This is a genomic window from Pseudomonas sp. Pc102 (genome assembly GCF_018408275.1).
Lineage (GTDB): Bacteria > Pseudomonadota > Gammaproteobacteria > Pseudomonadales > Pseudomonadaceae > Metapseudomonas > Metapseudomonas tohonis.
Genome location: NZ_AP021905.1, coordinates 5,459,310 through 5,479,398, shown reverse-complemented (window position 1 = coordinate 5,479,398; position 20,089 = coordinate 5,459,310). Strand labels below are relative to the sequence as shown.

At 69.5% G+C, this 20,089-nt stretch carries 15 protein-coding genes; 11 read left to right on the top strand and 4 right to left on the bottom strand.

The features are described from left to right. Positions 1-193: 193 nt before the first annotated feature. The 3 genes from PHLH3_RS25035 to PHLH3_RS25025 form a co-directional block, all read right to left on the bottom strand. Entirely contained in the window at positions 194-538 is a 345-nt protein-coding gene (locus PHLH3_RS25035; protein WP_213626196.1) for a cupin domain-containing protein, read from the bottom strand. 56 nt (positions 539-594) lie between these two features. Further along, positions 595-2,001, bottom strand: a complete 1,407-nt coding sequence (locus tag PHLH3_RS25030) for an FAD-dependent oxidoreductase (protein WP_213626195.1) — start codon at positions 1,999-2,001, stop codon at positions 595-597. Positions 2,002-2,128: 127 nt separating this feature from the next. After that, positions 2,129-2,860, bottom strand: coding sequence for a nuclear transport factor 2 family protein (locus tag PHLH3_RS25025; RefSeq protein ID WP_213630676.1), 732 nt, complete (start codon positions 2,858-2,860; stop codon positions 2,129-2,131). 293 nt (positions 2,861-3,153) lie between these two features. Between PHLH3_RS25025 and PHLH3_RS25020 the strand changes: the two genes are divergently transcribed. From PHLH3_RS25020 to PHLH3_RS25010, 3 genes are all read left to right on the top strand, one after another. Next, positions 3,154-4,947: a DUF1302 domain-containing protein gene (locus PHLH3_RS25020; RefSeq protein ID WP_213626194.1), complete on the top strand. Its 1,794-nt coding sequence runs from the start codon at positions 3,154-3,156 to the stop codon at positions 4,945-4,947. Between the two features lie 19 nt (positions 4,948-4,966). Beyond that, positions 4,967-6,334: a DUF1329 domain-containing protein gene (locus PHLH3_RS25015; protein ID WP_173172700.1), complete on the top strand. Its 1,368-nt coding sequence runs from the start codon at positions 4,967-4,969 to the stop codon at positions 6,332-6,334. 186 nt (positions 6,335-6,520) lie between these two features. Beyond that, positions 6,521-9,070 (top strand): LuxR C-terminal-related transcriptional regulator, encoded by a 2,550-nt coding sequence (locus PHLH3_RS25010; RefSeq protein ID WP_213626193.1) that lies wholly within the window; start codon positions 6,521-6,523, stop codon positions 9,068-9,070. 199 nt (positions 9,071-9,269) lie between these two features. On the opposite strand, the gene PHLH3_RS25005 is transcribed toward PHLH3_RS25010, so the two are convergent. Next, positions 9,270-10,079 (bottom strand): transglutaminase family protein, encoded by an 810-nt coding sequence (locus tag PHLH3_RS25005; protein ID WP_213626192.1) that lies wholly within the window; start codon positions 10,077-10,079, stop codon positions 9,270-9,272. 123 nt (positions 10,080-10,202) lie between these two features. Here PHLH3_RS25005 and PHLH3_RS25000 point away from each other — a divergent pair, with 123 nt between their 5' ends. From PHLH3_RS25000 to PHLH3_RS24965, 8 genes are all read left to right on the top strand, one after another. Then, a complete protein-coding gene (locus tag PHLH3_RS25000; protein ID WP_213626191.1) occupies positions 10,203-11,222 on the top strand; it encodes a Glu/Leu/Phe/Val dehydrogenase dimerization domain-containing protein in 1,020 nt (339 codons plus the stop codon). A gap of 121 nt (positions 11,223-11,343) precedes the next feature. Then, the gene (gene pdhA / locus PHLH3_RS24995) at positions 11,344-12,438 is read left to right on the top strand and encodes a pyruvate dehydrogenase (acetyl-transferring) E1 component subunit alpha (protein ID WP_213626190.1); all 1,095 of its coding nucleotides are present in this window, start codon (positions 11,344-11,346) and stop codon (positions 12,436-12,438) included. Further along, a complete protein-coding gene (locus PHLH3_RS24990) occupies positions 12,431-13,429 on the top strand; it encodes an alpha-ketoacid dehydrogenase subunit beta (RefSeq protein WP_213626189.1) in 999 nt (332 codons plus the stop codon). The genes pdhA and PHLH3_RS24990 overlap by 8 nt, the downstream gene beginning before the upstream one ends. An 18-nt stretch (positions 13,430-13,447) precedes the next feature. After that, complete coding sequence (locus PHLH3_RS24985) at positions 13,448-14,554, top strand: dihydrolipoamide acetyltransferase family protein (RefSeq protein ID WP_213626188.1); 1,107 nt, start codon at positions 13,448-13,450, stop codon at positions 14,552-14,554. A 267-nt stretch (positions 14,555-14,821) separates the two neighbouring features. Further along, positions 14,822-15,958: a PAS domain-containing protein gene (locus PHLH3_RS24980; protein ID WP_213626187.1), complete on the top strand. Its 1,137-nt coding sequence runs from the start codon at positions 14,822-14,824 to the stop codon at positions 15,956-15,958. Positions 15,959-15,967: 9 nt separating this feature from the next. Beyond that, entirely contained in the window at positions 15,968-16,342 is a 375-nt protein-coding gene (locus tag PHLH3_RS24975; RefSeq protein ID WP_213626186.1) for a hypothetical protein, read from the top strand. 3 nt (positions 16,343-16,345) lie between these two features. Continuing rightward, positions 16,346-17,410, top strand: a complete 1,065-nt coding sequence (locus tag PHLH3_RS24970; protein ID WP_213626185.1) for an ATP-binding SpoIIE family protein phosphatase — start codon at positions 16,346-16,348, stop codon at positions 17,408-17,410. Beyond that, a complete protein-coding gene (locus tag PHLH3_RS24965; protein WP_213626184.1) occupies positions 17,411-20,080 on the top strand; it encodes a hybrid sensor histidine kinase/response regulator in 2,670 nt (889 codons plus the stop codon). Positions 20,081-20,089: the final 9 nt, after the last annotated feature.

Below are 20,089 nucleotides of genomic sequence, written 5' to 3'. Positions count from 1 at the left end.
CCGTTCGCTGAACACCGTCCGTGGGAGCGGTTTCAACCGCGAATTGGCAGGCTCGGTGTGACCGATGGCATTCGTTTGGTGGAGGTAAAGAGCGACCTCCACCGTACGCCTGGCATCTGCCACGGCGCTTCCCCTGTCGGGGCGAATTCATTCGCCCGGGAGCGCGCAGCACTCCCGGGCCACGCTGCCAGGCTCAGCGGCTGATGATCACGTAGGTCTTGCGCAGGGTTTCCTTCACGTCCCAGATGCCCAGGCTGTTGGCGGGCAGCAGCAGGGCGTCGCCGGCCTTGATCTCGATGGGCTCGCCGCCGTCCGGGGTGAAGGTGCAGCTGCCGTGGGTGAAGTGGCAGAACTCCTGCTCGAGGATCTGCCGGCGGAACTGGCCGGGGCTGCATTCCCAGACGCCGGTTTCCACGCCGTCGGTGCGCTCCACCGAGTGCACGCGGGTGTGCGGCACGGGCTCGCCGACCGGCACGGGTACCGGCGCCGGTGCGGAGAGTTGCAGGTCGTGGGTGTTCTTCAGCAGGGTGGCTTTCATGCAAGGGCTTCCAGTCTGGTGGTCGTTTCGGTGCGCGGGGGCCGGCATTGCCGGGCTCAGCGCATCAGGCTTTCCATGAACCCGGCCAGGCGGCTGGCCAGGGCGCGGCGCCAGGGGGCGCTCTGGGGGTTGGCCAGCACCCGGTCCTCGTGGACGAAGCTGCGGATGATGGCGTTGTAGCCGAGCCAGCGGCAGGGCTCCGGTTCCCAGGCGGACAGGCGCGTCAGCGGCCCGTCGCCCAGCACCCAGGGCTGGCGGGTGAGTTGGGTCTCGCGGCCGAGGATCAGGTCGGCCAGGGTGCGACCGCCGAGGTTGGTCGCCCCCACGCCTTCGCCGCCGTAGCCGCCGGAGAGGGCGATGCCGCTGGCGCGGTCCACCAGCATGTGCGGCTGGAAGCGCCGCGCCATGCCCAGGTTGCCGCCCCAGCTGTGGGTCAGGCGCACGTTGCGCAGCATCGGGAACAGTTCGCCGAACAGGTAGCGGCGCAGGGCGATCTCGTCGTCGTCGAGCTGGAAGTTCTCCCGAAGCTTGCCGCCGAAGCGGTAGCCGCCACGGGCGCCGAAGACCAGGCGGTTGTCGGCGGTGCGCTGGCCGTAGGTCACCTGCCGGCTGTTCTCGCTGAAGGCCTGGCCCTGTTCCAGGCCGATCTCGGCCCAGGTGGATTCCGGCAACGGCTCGGTGCCCACCAGCAGGCTCTGCACCGGCAACTGGTAGCGACCGAGGGGGGGCAGGGCGGCGGCATAGCCTTCGATGGCGGGCACCACCCAGTGGGCCTTCACCTCGCCCTGCAGGGTGGTGATGCGCCCGGGCTGCCAGTCGGTGACGCGGCTCTGCTCGAACAGTTGCACGCCCATGCGCTCGACGGTGCGGGCCAGGCCGCGCGCCAGGCGTGCCGGCTGGATGGTGGCGCAATGGGGCGTGAAGATGCCGCCCAGGGCGCCGGCCACGCGGATCTGCCGGCCCAGTTCGGGCGGCGTCAGCCAGCGGTAGTCGTCCTCGCCCAGGCCTTCGGCGTGCAGGTCGCGCAGTTGCTGGCGCAGGCGCACTTCCTGCTCGGGGTAGCGGGCCGCGCAATAGAGCACGCCGCCCTTGCGGTAGTCGCAGTCGATGCCTTCGCGCTGCAGCACCTCGGCCACTTCGTCGGGGATGCCGTGGAGCAGGTCGAAGGACGCGCGGCGCTCCTCGCGGGAGAGCTTCGCCAGGGCGCGGTCCTCGCCCAGCAGGTTGCCCATCAGCCAGCCGCCGTTGCGCCCGCTGGCGCCGAAGCCGGCGATCTCGGCCTCGAGGATGGCGATGCGCAGCTCGGGGGCCTGGCGCTTGAGGTAGTAGGCGGTCCACAGGCCGGTGTAGCCGGCGCCGATGATGGCGACATCCACCTCCAGGCTGCCGCCCAGGGCGGGGCGTGGGGTGAGCGGCTCGTCGAGCTGGTCCATCCACAGGCTGATCGATTGCCAGGCCGGCATAGCGGGGCTCCCAGTTGGAAAGGTTCGGATGGCGGCAAGACTAGAAGCTGGCGCGGGCGTTGTCGTGCGTGCGTGCACGCCGGGACTCGATGCGCAGGCGAATGGCGCACGGTGCGGCGAGCGGCGCCTAGCCGTTCTCGCGCAGCTGCTTGAGGTAGGCCTTCGGCGACAGCCCCGTGTGCTGGCGGAAGCAGCGGTAGAAGGCCGACAGCGAGTTGAACCCGGCGGCGAAGGCCATCTCGTCGATGCGCGGCGAGGCCTGCCCCTGCTCCAGCTGCGCCAGCAGATGCTGCAGGCGTGCCTGGTTGACGTACTGGTAGAAGCTCTGGCCGAGCATCTGGTTGAGCAGGTAGGAGATCTGGTTGCGCGTATAGCCGGTGGCGGCGGCCACCTGGTGCAGGTCCAGCGCCGGGTCGAGGTAGGGCTGGCTGTGCTGGAAGTAGTCCTCCAGGTCCCGCGCCAGCAGGCTCAGTTGGCGGGCCGAGAGCCCCAGGCGGCTGGCAGCGGGGCGTTGCACGCGGTCGCCGGGCTCGGCCTTGGCCTGGATCAGCAGGGCGTATTCGTTGATCCGCCAGATCAGGCCGTCACGCACGGTAATGGCCTCGCTGGTACGAAAGGTACCGCTATGGCCCAGGCGCAGGCTGTACTGGATGAACGCGGTGTCGCCGTCGACACGGATGCGGTCGCTGTGCACCAGGAACTCGTCCGGCCCGCTGGGCATGGTGGCGCGCACATAGTCGCCGAGCTCCGCCAGGTGCAGGCGGCGGTTCTGGAAGTAGTCGTTGTATTCCACGTCGGGGTGGTAGAGCGCCAGCACCGCATCGATGTCGCGGTCCTTCCAGCTGAGGTGGTAACGCATCACCACTTCGCGGGTGGCGGCGGTTTCGTGATCGTGCTCGGTCATGGTCGTTCGGGAATCGGCAAGTGGCTCAGGATGCCAAAGCGCTGGCCGCGAGGGTAGGGGGAGACCGAAGTTCCATCCATGCTCTCGATGGTGCGCCATAGCGCCGCCGGATAATGGGCCGGCAAGGAGTGTTCCAGAGCATGGATTCACTCTTTCGAGCTACAGGATGAATCCCTCCTTGGTGCGCTTATCGCCTGTGCGGGTGACTGGTTAGGGTGTGCTCCTCCTTCACCAACCAGGAAAGCCGCATGACAAAAACAACAATGCGCGCAGTTTTCCGGCCGCACGCGCTGGCCGCCGCCGTAGCCATGGGATTTGCCACCCAGGCCCACGCCGTCAACTTCAACATCGGCGAGATCGAAGGGCAGTTCGACTCCTCGCTGTCGGTGGGTGCCAGCTGGTCCATGCGCGGCGCCGACCCGGATCTGGTCAGCACCGTGAACGGCGGCAAGGGCCAGTCGTCCACCGGTGACGATGGCCGCCTCAACTTCAAGAAGGGCGAGACCTTCTCGAAGATCTTCAAGGGCATCCACGACCTGGAGCTGAAGTACGGCGACACCGGCGTCTTCGTCCGTGGCAAGTACTGGTACGACTTCGAGCTGAAGGACGAGAACCGCCAGTTCAAGGACATCGGCGACCACAACCGCAAGGAAGGCTCCAAGTCCGCCGGCGCCCAACTGCTCGACGCCTTCGTCTACCACAACTACAGCATCGCCGACCTGCCGGGTAACGTGCGCGTGGGCAAGCAGGTGGTGAGCTGGGGCGAGAGCACCTTCATCGGCAACAGCATCAACTCGATCAACCCGGTCGACGTCTCCGCCTTCCGCCGCCCCGGCGCGGAGATCAAGGAGGGCCTGATCCCGGTCAACATGTTCTACCTGTCCCAGACCCTGACCGACCAGCTCAGCGTCGAGGCCTTCTACCAACTGGAATGGGACCAGACCGTCCTGGACAACTGCGGCACCTTCTTCGGTGGCGACGTGGCTGCCGACGGCTGCGAAACCGGCTACACCGTGGGCTCCCCGGCCATCGCCCCGCTGCAACCCATCGCCGCCGCCTTCGGCCAGGGCTTCGACGTCACCTCCGAGGGCGTGATCCTGCCCCGGGCCGGCGACCGCGACGCCCGTGACAGCGGCCAGTTCGGCGCGGCCCTGCGCTGGCTGGGCGACGAGACCGAGTACGGCCTGTACTTCATGAACTACCACAGCCGCACGCCGTTCGTGGGCACCAAGACGGCTGGCGCCGCGACCCTCGCCGCGTTGCCCGGCATCATCGGCACCGCCAACGGCATCGTCCCCGGCTCCGGTGCGGGCCTGGCGCAGAGCACCATGCTGGGCAATGGCCGCTACTACCTGGAATACCCCGAGGACATCCAGCTCTACGGCCTGAGCTTCTCCACCACCCTGCCCACCGGCACGGCCTGGAGCGGCGAGATCAGCTACCGCCCGAACGCGCCGATCCAGCTCAACACCAACGACGTGACCCTGGCCCTGGTCAACCCGATCGCCGGCGGCACCGCCTCGCCCATCGCCACTGCGCCGGGCGCCGACAACACCGGCTACAAGCGCAAGGAAATCACCCAGGCCCAGACCACCCTGACCCACTTCATCGACCAGGTCCTGGGTGCCGAGCGCCTGACCCTGGTGGGCGAGGTCGGCGTGGTGCACGTCGGCGGCCTGGAGAACGCCCGCGAGCTGCGCTACGGCCGCGACTCGGTGTATGGCGCCTACGGCTTCGGCGGCGACACCCACGGCTTCGTCACCAGCACCTCCTGGGGCTACCGCACCCGCGCCATCCTCGACTACAGCAACGTCATCGCCGGCATCAACCTGAAGCCGAACGTGGCCTGGTCCCATGACGTCGACGGCTACGGCCCCAACGGCCTGTTCAACGAGGGTGCCAAGGCGCTCAGCATCGGTGTCGATGCCGACTACCAGAACACCTACACCGCCAGCCTCAGCTACACGGACTTCTTCGGTGGCAAGTACAACACCCTGGTCGACCGCGACTTCCTCGCCCTCAGCTTCGGCATGAACTTCTGAGTGAACAGAGAACATGACTATGCGTAAGACGATCCTGCACAGCACCGCCCTGGTCCTCAGCCTGCTCGCCGCCAATGTGATGGCCGCCGTGTCCGCCGATGAAGCGGCCAAGCTCGGCACCAGCCTCACCCCGCTGGGTGCGGAGAAGGCCGGCAACGCCGACGGCAGCATTCCCGAGTGGACCGGTGGCATCGGCAAGGACGCCGGCGCGGTGGACGCCAAGGGCTTCCTCGCCGACCCCTTCGCCAGCGAGAAACCGCTGTTCACCATCACCGCCGCCAACCTCGACCAGTACAAGGACAAGCTGTCCGACGGCCAGGTGGCGATGTTCAAGCGCTACCCCGAGACCTACAAGATCCCGGTCTACCCGACCCACCGCACCGTCGCCGTACCCGCCGCGGTCAACGAGGCGGCGAAGAAAAGCGCCGTCACCGTGCAGCCGATCAACGACGGCAACGGCCTGGCCAACTTCGCCGACAGCCGCTACTACGCCTTCCCGATCCCGAAGAACGGCGTGGAAGTGATCTGGAACCACATCACCCGCTACCGTGGCGGCAACCTGCGCCGGATCATCACCCAGGCCACGCCCCAGGTGAACGGCTCCTACACGCCGATCCGCTTCGAGGAAGAAGTGGCCGTGCCCCAGGAGATGCCGGACCTGCCGGCAGGCAAGGGCGAGAACGTGCTGCTGTTCTTCAAGCAGCAGGTGACCGCGCCGTCGCGCCTGGCCGGTAACGTCCTGCTGGTGCACGAGACCCTGGACCAGGTGAAGGAACCGCGCCTGGCGTGGATCTACAACGCCGGCCAGCGCCGCGTGCGCCGTGCGCCCCAGGTCGCCTACGACGGCCCGGGCACCGCCTCCGACGGCCTGCGCACCTCCGACAACTTCGACATGTTCTCCGGCGCCCCGGATCGCTACGACTGGAAGCTGGTGGGCAAGAAGGAGATGTACATCCCCTACAACAGCTACAAGCTGGACTCGCCCTCGCTCAAGTACGACGACGTGATCAAGGCCGGCCATATCAACCAGGACCTGACCCGCTACGAGCTGCATCGCGTCTGGGAAGTGGTCGCCACCGTGAAGAGCGGCGAGCGCCACATCTACGCCAAGCGCCACATGTACATCGACGAAGACAGCTGGCAGGTCGCCCTGGTCGACCATTACGACGGCCGTGGCCAGCTGTGGCGCGTCGCCGAGGGTCACGCCCAGTTCTATTACAACCAGCAGGTGCCGGCCTACACCCTGGAAGCCCTGTACGACATCATCGCCGGCCGCTACCTGGCCCTGGGCATGAAGAACGAAGAGAAGCACAGCTTCGAATTCGGCTTCGTCGGCAAGGCCGCCGACTACACCCCGGCCGCCCTGCGCAACGCCGGCGTGCGCTGATGCCCCACACGCACAGGGATGTGCGTGTTCCTATCTTGTTGTCGTGACGCTCCCTTGCGAGGCGGCCTTTGGCCGCCTTTTTTATGAGCGTGGATCAGTGCCCTGAATGATCCTTCAAGGTGCGCGCCGCAGAGGCCTAGGCTGGCGCCCCGAGCAGCCCGAACAAGAACAACTGAGGCGTGCCGCATGTCCGCCATGACCCGTTTCGATTCCCACGCCTACCTGCCGCGCCTGCCTGCGCTGCATGTCCCGCGGCCGCGCCTGTGCGACGCCCTGGTCGCCTCCTCGGCGCGCCTGCGCCTGCTCTGCGCCCCCGCCGGCAGTGGCAAGAGCGTGTTGCTGATGGAATGCGTGCAGCGCTGCCCAGCCGATCATTCGGTGCACTGGTTGCCGCTGGGAGGCGTGGCCCTCTCGCCGGCGGGCTTGTGTGCCGGCCTCGCGGCGGTCATGGGGCTGGAGGAGTCGGACGAGACCAGCGTGCAGCGCGCCCTGGCCCAGTGGACGACGCCCGGCTGGATCATCCTCGACGACTATTGCCGCCAGCCCAACCCCGAACTCGATGCCTGCCTCGACCGCCTGCTGACCACCAGCAGCCCGGCGCTGCGCTGGTGGATCAGCGGCCGGCGGCGCCCGGCCTGCAACCTGCCGCGCCTCCTGATCGACGGCGAGCTGCTGGAGCTGGACGCCGCCGCCCTGGCGCTGGAGGCCGAGGAACTGGCCCGGCTGCTGGAGCCGTCGCGCCACGGCTGGCCCAACGATGCACCGGCGCGCCTGCTGGAAAGCACCGGCGGCTGGTGCGCCGGGGTGCGCATGGCGCTGCTGGAACCGGTGGACTGGGGCTTCGCCGACCCGCTGCAGCGCGGCGGCCATTCCGCCACCCTGGCCGCCTACCTCGACCACGAACTCTTCGCCGGCCTCGGCCCCGAGCAGGCCGAGGCCTGGCTCGCCCTCGCCCACCTGCCGCGCTTCAATGCCGCCCTGTGCGAACACCTCTTCGGCCCCGGCGAAGGCGCCCGCCTGCTGCGCGACCTCGACGCCCTGGGCAGCTTCGTCGAGCCCCTGGGCGACGCCCCCGGCTGGTTCCGCATCTTCGCCCCGCTGGCCATGCAGATGCGCAACCGCGACGCCCACTCCGGGCGCGGCTGGCACCTGCGCGCCTGCCAGTGGTTCGCCGCCGAAGGCGACTGGCAGGCCGCCGCCGAGCATGCGCTGGAAGCCGAACAGCCCGAAGCCGCCGTGAGCCTGCTGCAGCACTTCGGCGTCCAGCACCTGTTCCAGGGGCGCAACGTCGCCCTGCTGCTGCGCCTGCACAAGGAAGTGGAGGAGGGGCTGCTGCTGGTCTCCCCGCATTCCCTGCGCCTCTTGGCCGGTGCGCTGCTGTTCTCCGGCAAGCTCGACGAGGCCGCCCAGTGCATCGCCGAACAGGACCGCTTCCTGCCCCAGCCCGATGCCGAGCGGCAGCGCGAGCTGGTGGCCTATTGGCAGGCCCAGTACGGCCTGCTCGCCCACCTGCAGGGCGACGGCCCCGGCGCGCGCCTGCACCTGACCGAGGCGTTGGCGACCCTGGGCGACGACGCCTGGGAGCAGAAGCTGATCTGCTATTCCGGCCTCACCCAGCAGGCATTGCTGGCCGGCGACCTGGACGCCGCCCAGGAACTGAGCCGCGAAGCCCTGCTGCTGGCGCGCAGCCACGGCAGCCTGCTGCTGGAGGCCTTCCTCGAACTGGACCACTCGCAGCTGCTGGAGCATCGCGGCGCCCTGCTGCGCGCCGACGCGGTACTCGAACGCGCCCAGGAATTCCTCATGGGGCAGGGCCGCAACGCCAGCCCGCTGCTCGGCCGCCTGGCCTTGCGTCGCGGGCGCCTGGCCCTGCGCCAGGGGCGTGACGAGGAGGCCCGCAAGCACTACCAGTACGGGCTGCAGGAAGCGCGCAACTGCGGCGATTACCGTGCCCTGTTCGGCTACCTCGGCCTGGCCACGCTGGACGCCAACCGCCGCGAGTTCGACCGCGCCTTCGACCGCCTGCGCGAAGCCGAGCGGCTGATGCAGATGCGCCACATCCCCGAGCGGGTCTACCGTGCCGTGCTCCTGCAGGTCAGCAGCAGCCTGCTGCTGATGCAGGGCCGTGCCGGCCAGGCCCGCCACGCGCTGCTGCGGGTGCTGCGGCACTTCCGTGGCGAGAACGCGGTGCAGCCACCGCCGGCGACCCTCGACCTGATCCCGCGCATCGAGTGGCAGCTGGCCCTGGCCGAGCTCTACGAAGGCGAGGCCTTCAACGCCCGCCAGCGCCTGCTGGGCCAGTTGCACAAGGCCCGGGAGAACGGCATGCACGCCCTGGAAGTGGAAATCCACCTGGCCCTGGCCGAGGCGGAATACCTCGGTGGCGACCTGGCCCAGGCCGCCGCCACCCTGCGCGACGGCCTGACCCTGGCCGAACAGTTCAACCTGCAACAGCCCCTGCGCGAGCTGCAGTTGCGCCAGCCGGCCATGCTCAAGGCGCTGGACATGGACCCGGGCGAGGCGCCCGACGACAGCCTCGCCGGTGGCCCGTTGAGCCAGCGCGAGCTGGAAGTGCTCGGGCTGATCGCCCAGGGCAGCTCCAACCAGGAAATCGCCGAGCGCCTGTTCATCTCCCTGCACACCGTCAAGACCCATGCCCGGCGCATCAACGGCAAGCTCGGCGTCAAGCGCCGCACCCAGGCGGTCGCCCACGCCAAGGCGCTGGGGTTGATGTAGTCCGGCCGCGTGGTCGTTGGAGAAGGGAGATGGGGCTCTACCCATCCTACTCAGCGCACAGGGTGGAGTAGGGGGGCGTAGGGTGGGCTTCAGCCCACCGCTGCTTTCTGTAGGGGCGACTTCAGTCGCCAAGCGGCGTGCAGTTCGTAGGATGGGTAGAGCGAAGCGAAACCCATCACCCCGAAGCGACAGCCCGCCGTCAATGCAAGGCCGGCGTCGCCTCGTGCCCCAGCTGTTCCAGGCGCTGGGTCAGCAGCAGGCGCTGGGCCGGGTCTTCGCAGAGCAGCAGGGCGCGTTGCAGGTCGAAGCGTTCGGCCTGGGGGCACTCCAGCTGCTTGTAGATATCGGCGCGGGCCAGGTGGTCCACCAGGTTGGCAACGCCCAGTTCCAGCACCCGCTCGGCGTCTTTCAAGGCTTCCAGCGGCTTCTCGGCCTGCAGGTGCAGCTGGCGCAGGTTGCGTGACAGCCGTTGCAGCTGCTCGCGGGCGTCGCAGGGTTGCAGGTGGCCGGCCTGGAGTTCGGCCTTGGGGCCCAGGGTACGCAGCAGCAGCTCGCGGCAGTCGCGGGTGTAGAGGCGGCGGCCGCCGCAGGGATCGAGCAGGTGATCGGCACCGGGCACGCGCAACAGGAAGTGCCCGGGGAAGTTCACCCCCACCAGCGGCACGTCCAGGCGCCGGGCCAGCTCCAGGGCCAGCAGGGCGAGGGACAACGGCTGCCCGCGGCGGCGCAGCAACACCTGGTCCAGCAGCGCGGCACGGGGGCGCAGCGGCTGGTCGTCGTCCTCGTTGAAGTCCAGCTCGCTCAGGCGGCGCAACAGCGGTTGCGCCAGCTCCATCGCCGGGAGTTGCGGCAGGCCGGCGGCCACCTGCTGGGCGAGGCCGGCGACATCGCGCATCAGCGTCGCCGGGTTCACCGCCGGGTCATGCTCGGCGGCGATCCAGAACGCCGCTTCCAGGGTCGCGGGCGGGTCGGCTTCAAGGCAGGCGAGGCAGTGTTGGCGGGGGGTCATGAGACATCTCCAGTTCGCCTCAGGTTTGTAGCCGGCCCCTGGATTTTCGTCCAGTGGGCGGGCGGCGACCCGCTGCGGCGGCTGACGCCTATACTGGCTCCTAAAGTCAGCAAGGGGCTCGCCATGTTCAGCATGATGGAGGCCGCGCGGCTCGAAGCGCTGCACCTCGCCCAGGACCCGGTCACCGGGCTCCGCGCCGTCATCGCCATCCACGACACCCGGCTCGGCCCGGCGCTGGGTGGCTGCCGATACCTGGCCTACCCCAATGAAGAAAGCGCCATCCGCGACGCCATCCGCCTCGCCCAGGGCATGAGCTACAAGGCCGCGCTCGCCGGCCTCGAGCAGGGCGGTGGCAAGGCGGTGATCATGCGCCCCGCCCATGTGGATAACCGCGCCGCGCTGTTCGAAGCCTTCGGCCGCATGATCGAGTCCCTGGGCGGGCGCTACATCACCGCGGTGGACAGCGGCACCTCCAGCGCCGACATGGACTGCATCGCCCAACAGACCCGCCACGTCACCAGCACCAGCTCCGCCGGCGACCCCTCGCCGCACACCGCCATGGGCGTGTTCGCCGGCATCCGCGCCAGCGCCCGGGCGCGCCTCGGCAGCGACGACCTCGAAGGCCTGCGCGTGGCCATCCAGGGGCTCGGCAACGTCGGCTTCGCCCTGGCCGAGCAACTGGCGGCGGCCGGCGCCGAGCTGCTGGTCAGCGACCTCGACCCCGGTCGCGTGCAACTGGCGGTGGAGCAGTTGGGCGCCCAGCCGGTGGCCAGCGAAGCGCTGCTCACCACGCCCTGCGACATCCTCGCGCCCTGTGGCCTGGGTGGCGTGCTCAACCCGCAGACCATCCCCCAGCTGCGTTGCGCGGCGGTGGCGGGAGCGGCGAATAACCAGTTGGCCAGCGCCGACAGCGCCGACGGGCTGGAGGCCCGCGGCATCCTCTACGCCCCCGACTACGTGATCAATTCCGGCGGGCTCATCTACGTCGCCCTCAGGCACAAGGGTGACGAGCTGCCCGCCATCACCGCGCACCTGTCGCGCATCGGTCAGCGCCTGACCGAAATCTACGCCCACGCCCAGGCCGACAAGCGTTCACCCGCGCGCGTCGCCGATGCCCTGGCGGAGCGCCTGCTCTACCGTTGAGCAGGGCCTCCCGCGCCCGTCGCGGGAGCCGGGACCAGGCCCGTGATCCGGCCCACCGTCCCCCATGCGGCGCCACGAACGCCGCCACCCTTGAAGCACCCACGAGGTGAGGAGGAGTGACATGCACAACCCACGGATCGACATCCCCTACACGCGCCACCTGGACCCCGAGGGGCGCCTGCTCGGCGAGCTGCCCGCCTGGGCCGACGACCTCGACCTGCTCACCCGGCTCTATCGGCAGATGGTCCTGACCCGCCTGTTCGACCAGAAGGCCGTGGCCCTGCAGCGCACCGGCCGCATCGGCACCTACGCGCCGACCCTCGGCCAGGAGGCGATCGGCGTCGCCATCGGCAGCCTGATGCGCGAGGAGGACGTGCTGGTGCCCTACTACCGCGACACCGCCGTGCAGCTCATGCGCGGCGTGCGCATGGAAGAAATCCTCCTCTACTGGGGCGGCGACGAACGCGGCAGCGCCTATGCCGACCCGGCGGTGGCGCAGGATTTCCCGCTCTGCGTGCCCATCGCCACCCAGGCCCTGCATGCCTGCGGGGTGGCCACCGCGTTCAAGATCCGTGGCCAGCACCGTGTCGCCGTCACCACCTGCGGCGACGGCGCCACCAGCAAGGGCGACTTCCTCGAAGCCCTCAACGTCGCCGGTGCCTGGCAGCTGCCCATGGTCTTCGTGGTCAACAACAACCAGTGGGCCATCTCGGTGCCGCGCAGCATCCAGTGCGGCGCCGCCACCCTGGCGCAGAAAGCCATCGGCGCCGGCTTCCCCGGCGAGCAGGTGGATGGCAACGACATGCTCGCCGTCTACGACCGCATGCGTGCGGCGCTGGACCGGGCCCGCCACGGCAAGGGCCCGGTGCTGCTGGAATGCATCAGCTACCGCCTGGGCGACCACACCACCGCCGACGACGCCACCCGCTACCGCAGCGCCGACGAGGTGAAGAAGGCCTGGCAGGAGGAACCCATCAAGCGCCTGCAGGCCTACCTCGCCGCCAGCGCGGTGTGGGACGAGGGCCGCGAGCAGGCGCTGATCGCCGAGTGCCAGAAGGAGGTCCAGGCGGCGGTGGAGCGCTTCGAGTCGGCCGGCACCCAGCCGGTGGAATCCGTCATCGACCATGTCTATGCCCGCTGGCCGGCGCCCCTGTCCGAGCAGCGCGAAATGCTCCTGGAGCGTGCCGCCCGCCGCGAGGTGAACCGCCATGAATAAGCCCGTGACCCTGGAAAGGCGCGCCCTGCTGGAGGCCGTCAACCTGGCCCTGCATCGCGCCATGCAAGAGGACGAGAACGTCGTCGTGCTGGGCGAGGACGTCGGCGTCAACGGCGGCGTGTTCCGTGCCACCCTCGGCCTGCGCGAGGCCTTCGGCTTCAAGCGGGTGATCGACACGCCGCTGGCGGAAACCATGATCGCCGGGCTCTGCGTCGGCATGGCCGCCCAGGGCCTGAAGCCGGTGATGGAGATCCAGTTCCTCGGCTTCATCTACGCCGCCATGGAGCACCTGGTGTCCCACGCCAGCCGCATGCGCAACCGCACCCGGGGCCGCCTCGGCTGCTCCATGGTGCTGCGCAGCCCCATGGGCGCCGGCATCCGCGCGCCGGAGCACCACAGCGAGAGCACCGAGGCGATCTTCGCCCAGATCCCCGGCGTGCGCGTGGTCATCCCCTCATCGCCGGCCCGCGCCTACGGCCTGCTGCTGGCGGCCATCGACGACCCGGACCCGGTGGTCTTTCTCGAACCCACGCGGCTGTACCGGATGAACCCGCAACCCCTGGTGGACGACGGCCAGCGCCTGCCCCTGGACAGCTGCTTCACCCTGCGCGAGGGCAGCGACATCACCCTCGTCAGCTGGGGCGCCAGCGTCCACGAGACCCTGCAGGCCGCCCAGCGCCTGGAGGAGCAGGGCATCAGCGCCGAGGTGATCGATGTCGCCTGCATCAAGCCCCTGGACCTCGACACCCTCGAAGCCTCGGTGCGCAAGACCGGGCGCTGCGTGATCGTGCACGAGGCACCGCGCTCCTGCGGGGTGGGCGCGGAGATCGCCGCCAGTCTCTACGAACGGGCATTGCTCGATTTGCAGGCGCCGATCCAGCGCGTCACCGCGCCGGACATCCCGCCGCCCCTTTACCGCCTGGAGCAGCTCTACATCCCCAGCCCCGAGGACATCCTCGCGGCCTGTGAACTGGTGCTGGACTACGCCTGACGAGCCGAGGAGACGACCATGAAGCATTTCAAACTGCCCGACCTCGGCGAAGGCCTGCAGGAGGCCGAGATCGTCGAGTGGCACATCAAGGCCGGCGACAGCGTGCACGCCGACCAGCTGGTGGTCTCGGTGGAGACCGCCAAGGCCCTGGTGGACATCCCCGCGCCCCAGGACGGCGTGGTGGCCAAGCTGTTCGGCCGCGAGGGCGACATCCTCCACGTTGGCGAGCCGCTGCTGGCCTACGAAGGCGAGGACAGCGACGCCGGGACCGTGGTCGGCCGCCTGGAGGGCGGTGGCGATGCCCGGGCCGATGCCTTCTTCGTCGGCGCCGCCCCCTCCACCCGCGAACACCTCGCCCCCCGCGCCACCCCGGCGGTGCGCCAGCTGGCGCAACGGCTGGGCGTCGAGCTGGCCGGTTTGCAGGGCAGCGGCGCGGAAGGCCTGGTCACCCGGGCCGATGTCGAGGCCGCCGCGCAGAGCGCCCGCGACCGCTTCGGTGGCGAACGCCTGCGCGGGGTGCGCCGCAGCATGGCGATCAACATGGCCCGCTCCCACGCCGAAGTGGTGCCGGTGACGATCTACGGCGACGCCGACCTGCACCGCTGGGCGCTGGCGCGCGACCCGTTGATCCGCCTCGGCAAGGCCATCGCCGCCGCCTGCGAGGTGGAGCCCATCCTCAACAGCTGGTTCGACGGTCGCGTGCTGTCCATCCGCCGGCACGACAAGCTCGACCTCGGCATCGCCGTCGACACCCCCGACGGCCTGTTCGTCCCGGTGCTGCGGGATGTCGGCGGGCGCAGCGCCGAAGACCTCAAGGCCGGCATGGCGCGGCTGCGCGCGGACGTCCAGGCGCGCTCCATCCCGCCGCAGGAAATGATGGGCGCGACTATCACCCTGTCCAACTTCGGCACCTTGTTCGGCCGCTACGCCAACCCCGTGGTGGTGCCGCCCCAGGTGGCGATCATCGGTGCGGGTGGCATCCGCGACGAAGTGGTGGCCTGGGAGGGCAAGCCGGCGGTGCACCCGATCCTGCCGCTGTCGCTGACCTTCGACCACCGCGCCGTCACCGGTGGCGAGGCCGCGCGCTTCCTCAAGGCCCTGGTGGTGGCGCTGGAGCAACCCTGACCCTGACCCCTCGCGCCCCAGGGACGGGGCGACCCAGCACCGCGCGCCCCGATCCAGGGCCTGTTCCATCGCCCCCGGCGAAGCGCCGGTCGGGCGGTCGGCGCTGCCCCCTCGCAATCGCTGCCGCTGGGCTATAACTCCTGTAGCCCTGAGTCAACACCTCTTCCTGTCGGAGAGACCATGGACGTTCAAGCTTCCTCTGATCAGTTCGACTCTGCTTCTGCTTTTGCCTTTGCTCAGGCCCAGTTGGGCGCCGTCGATCAGGTGATGACCCGGTTGGAGGTCTCCCCGGACGGGCGGATACTGGACGCCAATCCACACTTCCTCCGTATCACGGGGTACGACCTGGGCGACCTGCAAGGTCAGCACCATCGCATCCTGCTGCCACCGGAAGAGGGCACCACCGCCGCCTACGAGGCGCTCTGGGAAGCCCTGCGCAACGGCCAGGCATGGGAAGGGGAGCTCCACTACCGCGACAGCCAGGGGCGGGACGTCTGGCTGCGTGGCGGCTGTTGCCCGTTGCGCGATGCCGAGGGCCGCACCCAGCGCATTGTCGAATACGCCATCGACCTGACCGAGCAGAAGCAGCTCGCCGCCAACTTCGAAGGCCAGATCGACGCTCTCAGCCGGGTCATGGGCAAGGTGGAGTTCGCTCTGGACGGCACCATCCTCGACGCCAACCCGCGCTTCCTGGAGACCGTGGGCTACCAGTTGGAGGAGTTGAAGGGCCAGCACCACCGCCTCCTGGTGGACCCGGACTACGCCCAGTCGGCGGACTACCGCGCCTTCTGGGACACCCTGCGGCGCGGCGAATACCTGGCTGGCGAGTTCTGCCGGGTGGCCAAGGACGGGCACGAGGTCTGGATCCAGGGCTCCTACAACCCGGTGCTGGACCTGGATCGCAAGCCCTGCAAGATCGTCAAGTTCGCCACCGACATCACCGCCCAGGTGGAGCAGAACCGCCGCCTCAAGCAGGCGATGGAGGAGGCCGAGGAAGCGGCCCGGGTGCGCGAGGAACTGCACAAGTCGCTGCAGGAAATGTCCACCCCGGTCACCCCCATCTGGGACGGCATCCTCCTCCTGCCGCTGGTGGGCATCATCGACTCCATGCGCACCGCCGATGTCATGAACAAGTCGCTGACCAAGATCGCCGAGACCCGTGCCCGGGTCTTCGTGCTGGACATCGCCGGCGTCGCCACGGTGGACACCGGCGTCGCCAACCAGCTGATCAAGATCACCAAGGCCACCCAGTTCATGGGCTGCGAGGCGATCATCTCCGGGGTCTCCCCGGCCATCGCCCGGACCATGGTGGAGCTGGGCGTCTCGGTGGGCGACATCCGCACCACCGCCACCCTGCGCGACGCCTTCGAGATCGCCCTCAAGCGAGTCGGGTCCGCGCTCTAGGAGGCGGTCATGGAGCTGGAAAGCAACGACCTGGGCATCGCCGACGTCGCCGATTGCATCGTCGTCAGCATGCGCCCGGACCTGGGCGACGAGGGCATGCAGCGCTTCACGCAGGTGCTGTCGCAACGCCTGCTCTCGGGGCGCCAGCATGCCGTGGTGCTGGATTTCTCGGCGGTCACGCTGCTCGACCACCACGAGTTCAAGGAAGTGCGCAAGGTGGCCGACGTGTGCCGCCTGCTCGGCGCGAACTGCCTGCTGGTCGGCCTGAATCCCGGGATCGCTGCCTTCCTCGCATTGGCCGATGCCGACCCCGGGCCGTTGCGCTGCTTCATCGACATGGACGACGCCCTGGCCCACGCGCGCAGCTGCAAGGGAGCGGCCTAGGCCATGGCCGGGGAACGGGACGCCAGGGAGGCACGCTACCCGTTGCGCCACGACGTGGACCTGCACCTGGCGGTGATGTCGGTGCGCCGGCTGCCCTTCCTTGCCGGCCTGTCCGAGGTCGACCGCGCGATGCTCTCCACCGTGGTGTCCGAGCTTGGCAGCAACATCCTCAAGTACGCGGTGAAGGGCGAGGTGACGCTGGCCCTCAACCAGGCCGAAGGGCGCCCCTGCATCGACATCGTCGCCCGTGACCAGGGCCCCGGCATCCCGGACGTGGACAAGGCCGTGCAGGACCACTACAGCACCTCGGGCACCCTGGGACTTGGGCTGCCCGGCGTGCGACGGATGATGTCAGAGCTGTCCATCACCCTGCCGCCGGAGGGCGGTACGCAGGTACTGGCGCGCAAGTGGCTGGGGCCCGCCCCTAATACCGCGCGCCTCTCCCTGCCGGTGCCGGGCGCGGGGCGGGAGGGCCTGCAACTGGAATGGGCCAGCGAGAACCGCCCCTGCCACCCGGAGCGCGTTTCCGGTGACCTGGCCTTCATGCGGGCGGGGCCGGACGGGGTGTCGCTGGTGCTGATCGACGTCAGCGGCCATGGCGCCTCGGCCCACCAGCTGGCCCATGCCCTCGAGGCGGTTTTGCAGCAGACCCCGGAGCAGGAGCCCACCCGCCTGCTGCAGCTTTTGCACCAGCACTGCATCGGCACCCGTGGCGCGGCGGCCGGCGTGGCGCTGGTCAACGGCGAGCGCGGCGAGCTGAGCTATGCCGGCATCGGCAACACCCGCATCTGCCTGCGCGGGCGCGAGGCCTGGCGCGGCGTCTCCCGCGATGGCGTGCTCGGCGAGCGCTATCCCACGCCTCTGCTGCAACGCCAGCCGATCGATTCCGGGGATGTCGTGATGCTGTATTCCGACGGGGTCAGCGAGACGCTGAACCTGCGCGACGGCCTGCTCGACCTGGGCGCCGATCCTGCGGCCCTGGCTCGCCAGGTCATCACCCACAGCGGGCGCAGCACCGACGATGCGAGCTGCATCGTACTGCGCGTGCTGGCAGGCGAGGGCGGCTAGATGCGGCACGTGGTCGGCGACATCACCCTCGATGGCCCGGCCGCCGCGTTGGCGGCCCGGCGCAAGGTCGCGCAGGTGCTCGCCTGCATCGACCCGCACCCCACCTTCCTGGCGCCGCTGGCGAGCACCACCTCCGAGCTGGTGCGCCAACTGGCGGCCACCGTACCCGCCCTGCGCCTGCAACTGTGGCTGGACGACAGGACCCAGGAGCTGGGGCTCGGCCTGTCGGCGGACCAGCCGCTGCAGCCCCCGCTGCCCGGGGCCGTGCAGGGCGGTGTCCGCCTGCTCGTCCTGGCGGAGAACAGCCTCGCCCTGTCCTGCCGGCTGCCACGCTGGCCCGATGCCGAGTTGCAGCAGCGCATGCGCCAGCAGTTCGCCGAGCCTTCCCGCGACGAACTGTTCGCCCTGATGCAGGCCAAGAACCAGGAGCTGGAGCAGGCCTATGTCCTGGCGGAAAGCGCCACCCGGGCCAAGAGCGATTTCCTCGCCAACATGAGCCACGAGATCCGCACGCCGATGAACGCCATCCTCGGCATGGCGCACCTCGCCCTGCAGAGCCCCCTCGACCCGCAGCAGTTCGACTACCTCAGCAAGATCCAGCGCTCGGCCCAGCACCTGCTGGGGATCATCAACGACATCCTCGATTTCTCGAAGATCGAGGCCGGCAAGCTGGACCTGGAACGCATCGAGTTCGACCTCGACCACGTGCTGGAGAACCTCGCCACCCTGGTGGGAGAGAAGGCCGAGGCCAAGGGCATCGAACTGCTGTTCGAGATCGACCATCGATTGGACACGCTGTTGCAGGGCGACCCGCTGCGCCTGGGGCAGATCCTGATCAACTACGCCAACAACGCGGTCAAGTTCACCGAGCAGGGCGAAATCCTGGTCAAGGTGTGCTGCCTGGAGACCTGGCCGGAGGAGGTCCTGCTGCATTTCTCCGTACAGGACACCGGCATCGGCATGAGCCAGGAGCAGCAGCAGCGGCTGTTCCAGTCCTTCCAGCAGGCCGACACCTCCACCACCCGCAAATACGGCGGCACGGGCCTCGGCCTGGCCATCTCGCGGCGCCTGGCGGAACTGATGGGGGGCGAGGTGGGCGTGCACAGCGAGCCGGGCCAGGGCAGCACCTTCTGGTTCACCGCCCGGCTCGGCCGGGGGCGGCGACGAGCCCGCTACCTGCCGAGCCTGGACCTGCGCGGCCGGCGCATGCTGGTGGTGGACGACAGCGCCAGCGCGCGCAACATCCTCGCCACCCTGCTCGGCAGCATGACCTTCGCCGTGGACACGGCCGAGTCGGGCCAGCAGGCGCTGCAGATGATCGCTGCCGCCGAGCAGGACGGGCGCCCCTACGACGTGGTGCTGCTGGACTGGCACATGCCGGGGCTCGATGGCATCGAGACCGGGCGCCGGCTCATCGCGCGCGGCATGACCAGCCGACCCTACCGCATCATGGTCACCGGCTACGGCCGCGAACAGGTGTTCCGCGAGGCCGAAGGCGCCGGATTCGACCGGGTGCTGGTCAAGCCGGTGTGCGCCTCCGTGCTGTTCGACACCCTCATCGGCCTGTTCGGCCAGCAGGCGACCTCCCTGCCGCAGCGCAGCGCCGGCCCGCCCGTGCCCCAGCGTTTCGACGGCGCGAGGATTCTCCTGGCCGAGGACAACGAGCTGAACCAGCAGGTCGCCAAGGGGCTGCTGCGGCTGGTCGGCGCCGAGGTCGTGGTGGCCGAGAACGGCGCCATTGCGGTGGAGATGGCCGCCAAGGTGCCCGTCGACCTGATCCTCATGGACATGCAGATGCCGGTGATGGACGGGCTGGCCGCGACCCGCTGCCTGCGCGAGCGCGAGCAGGGTGGGGCGCGCATCCCGATCCTGGCGATGACGGCCAACGCCATGGCCGGCGACCGCGAGCGCTGCCTGGAGGCCGGCATGGACGACCACATCGCCAAGCCCATCGACCCCGAGAAACTCTATGCCGCCCTGCTGCGCTGGCTTCCCGCCTTCGCCCACCAGGCCGAGGCGCCGAGCGAGCCGCCGGCCCCGGAACCGGCCTCGCCGGCGCATTGGCTGGGGCCGCTGCAGGCGCTGGGCCTGAACGCCGAGACGGCGCTGCAGCGCCTGATGCACAACTGGCAGTGGTACGAGGACCTGCTGCGCAGCTTCGCCCGCCAGGGCAGCCAGCCCATGCAGAACCTGGTCGCCGCCCTGCGGGCCGGCCAGCGGGAGGAGGCGCACCGTCACGCCCACACCCTCAAGGGCATCGCCGCCACCCTGGGCGCCGAGTCGCTGCGGGAACTCTCCGCCCGGCTCGAAGGCGCCCTGGCCGGGCAGCAAGACCTCGGCGGCCTGCTGCCCCTGGCCGAGGAAGGCGTGCAGCTGCAACAGCGCCTGGCCGAGGGCCTGCAGGCGCTGCTGCCGGCGGAGGACGCCACCCCGGCCGGGCAGGAGGCACCCGACATGCCCGGCCTGCTGGCACGGCTGACGGCCCTGCTGGCCGATGACGACGCCGATGCCCTGGCCCTGTTCCAGCAGCACCGGCCATCGCTCGACGATGCCTTGGGCGGGGCTGCGCCGGCCATGGCGGAGGCCATGACGCAGTTCCGCTTCACCGATGCCCTGGCACATCTGCACGAGCTCCGGGCCGCCAGGCCCGACCTGTTCAATATGGAGTGAGGTCACCTT